We start from the raw sequence: 2836 nt of genomic DNA on the forward strand, positions 1-2836 counted from the left end.
CATATCGGGAAAATCTAAGATTTTGTAAGTTATATAAACCCCCAGTGCCATGATTGATAAAATTAAACTTTGCGTCATTACAGATATAATACCTGACATAAATAAAACACTCCTTTGAAAATATTTTTATAATTTTAATTATTTGCTAATTTTGTATATAAAAAAACCACATAGTATACACAACTATGTGGTAAAAACACGAATAAGCCACATAGTATAATCTACGTGGCTCTTATATAGTTAAATGAAAACTCTATAAACAATATAGCCTACATAGATACAATCCCAAAGTTTTGCTAGTCTTAAGGGGTCTGTATCTATGTTAAAACGTAGGTACAAACCCTAGAAATAGTGGCTATAGTAATAATAATATTTTTTATTGTTTAATAAAGTATTCATAATTATCTCTCCCTTTTAATATTTTAATTAGTCAGAAAATTATATGTATTCTTGACTTGTTATAAATTATAAATTATACAATAATAAAAGTCAACTGCTAAATTTAATTAAGATACTACATAGTATATACATAGAATTTTTAAAAGAGAATACATCAATTGAAAAAAACGTTATCCTAAACTTGTAAATTAAATGGAATTTTTGTGAAAAAATATCTAATTAAAGGAAAATATGGATTAAGATAGAGCTGTAGCTATTAAAATTTATAAAAAAAAGCTGTCTAAGAAATTTAAATTTCTATTTAGACAGCTCAAATAATGATTAGAAAGTTATACAACTTTCATAATCTGTCGTCAAAATAGACGACTTTTATGGAAAATGAATAACTTTATATGCAATAAATTGCTACAATAAGTACAATTTTCAAAGGGTTAGGGTGGATAAGAGTACTTACTATATAAAGTTTTCATATTACCTACTTTTTTGAATTTACTACATTTTACTCTGCAGATTTTGCATTTTTATCTGACTTTATATACTTTATATTATCTGCTGATAGCTTTTGCATGTCAAGTGCTTTTAGTGTATCTTCATTGATTATTATTTCAGTTTCATCTAACATAGTAACAGGTATATCACCAACAGGTTTACCCTCTAACACTTCAATAGCAAGCTCTCCAGCCTTGTAACCTAGTTTTTCATAGTCTATTCCACAACAAGCTAAAGCACCAGATGATACAGAGCCTTCTTCAGAAGCTATTATAGGTATTTTGTTTTCATTAGCTACTTTAGAAACTATAGGCATAGAAGAAACTATTAAATTATCAGTAGGAACATACAAAACATCTATTTTGCCAACTAAACTAGAAATAGCTTGGTTAACTTCACTTGAAGAACTGATTCCTTTTTCAACAACTTCATAATTATTTTTCTTAGCATAATCATGTAGAGAATCAACTTGTATTTTTGAATTAACTTCACTAGTATTGTATATAACACCTATTTTCTTTGCTTTTGGAGTTAAAGTTTTAACCAATTCTAGTGTTTTATCAATTGAAAGATAATCTGATGTACCTGAAACATTTCCACCTGGTTTTTCAAGAGATTTAACTAATCCAGCCTCTACAGGGTCTGTAACAGCAGTCATGATTATAGGTATATCTTTAGTAGCATTATAAGCTGCTTGAGCTGAAGGTGTAGATATAGCATATATCAAATCTTTTTTATCAGATACAAATTTACTTGCGATACTTTGTGTAGTAGGCATATCATTTTGAGCATTTTGGAAGTCTATTTTTATATTATCTCCATCCTTATAACCTTTATCTTTTAGTGCCTTTATGAATCCCTGTTTTGCCTTATCTAAAGATGGATGTTCTACTAATTGAGTGATTCCTATATTTTTTATTTCTTTATTGTCTGTTTTTTCTTTGTCTTTTGAAGTATCAGAACCTCCATTTTGAGAACATCCAGTGAGCATTGATACTCCTAGTACTCCTGCTACAATTAAACTTACTATTCTTTTTTTATTAATCATTTTTATATCCCCCTCAAAAATTTTGTTATTATATATGTTCATATATTCATATGAATTGTTGTAGTATTGCTAAAAATATTATGATATTAAAAATATTTTATAAATAAACCAATTTGTAAATAAACTAAGATTAAATTATTGTGATAGCTATTTTTTAAACAGCATATTCAAATTTTTCTAAGATTTCTTCTATAGTCAATTTTTCTTTTTCTCTACCATTTACATCTAAAACAACTTCACCTTTATGAAGCATTATTAATCTATCTCCATATTGAAGTGCATGCTTTAAGTTGTGAGTTACCATAAGAGTAGTTATATTTTTTTCTCTTACAATTTTATCAGTTAATTCAATTACTTCATTTGATGTCTTTGGGTCAAGTGCCGCTGTATGTTCATCTAATAATAGAACCTTAGGGCTTGCTAAGCTAGACATAATTAGTGAAAGTGATTGTCTTTGACCTCCTGAAAGATACTGTACTTTAATATCTAGGTATTTTTTTAAATCTAGAGAAATTCCTTCAAGTAAGTGCTCTAAGTCATTTGTTTTATGACGAAGACATCTCTTTAAATTTAGCAATTTCCCCTTATTAAGAGCAAGAGATAAATTTTCTCTAACTGTCATAGAAGGACAAGTTCCTAAACTTGGGTCTTGAAAAACTCTACTTACTATTTGAGTTCTTCTATGTTCAGCTAAATTTGTTATATTAGTATTATCTAAAGTGATTTCACCAGAGGATTCTTTTATAAGACCCGATATTATATTTAATAAAGTAGATTTACCAGTTCCATTACTACCTATGATACTTACAAATTCACCATCTTCTATACTAAGAGATAAATTTTCAAATATAGTGTTGGGTTGACCATATGGATTTGGGAAACTCTTTGAAATATTTTTAA

The 2836-nt window shown here is 27.6% G+C and carries 2 protein-coding genes and 1 pseudogene; all 3 read right to left on the reverse strand.

Annotation, left to right across the window (positions count from 1 at the left end):
• Positions 1-99: pseudogene (locus KGF45_RS19395) on the reverse strand (ABC transporter permease); the annotation flags it as partial.
• Positions 100-898: 799 nt separating this feature from the next.
• The gene (locus KGF45_RS19400) at positions 899-1936 is read right to left on the reverse strand and encodes an ABC transporter substrate-binding protein (protein WP_227843072.1); all 1038 of its coding nucleotides are present in this window, start codon (positions 1934-1936) and stop codon (positions 899-901) included.
• A gap of 154 nt (positions 1937-2090) precedes the next feature.
• Positions 2091-2836, reverse strand: a 746-nt coding sequence (locus KGF45_RS19405; RefSeq protein WP_227843073.1) for an ATP-binding cassette domain-containing protein, incomplete at its 5' end; no start/stop codon positions are given.

Source organism: Clostridioides sp. ZZV14-6154 (assembly GCF_020657785.1).
In the GTDB taxonomy this organism is placed as follows: domain Bacteria; phylum Bacillota; class Clostridia; order Peptostreptococcales; family Peptostreptococcaceae; genus Clostridioides.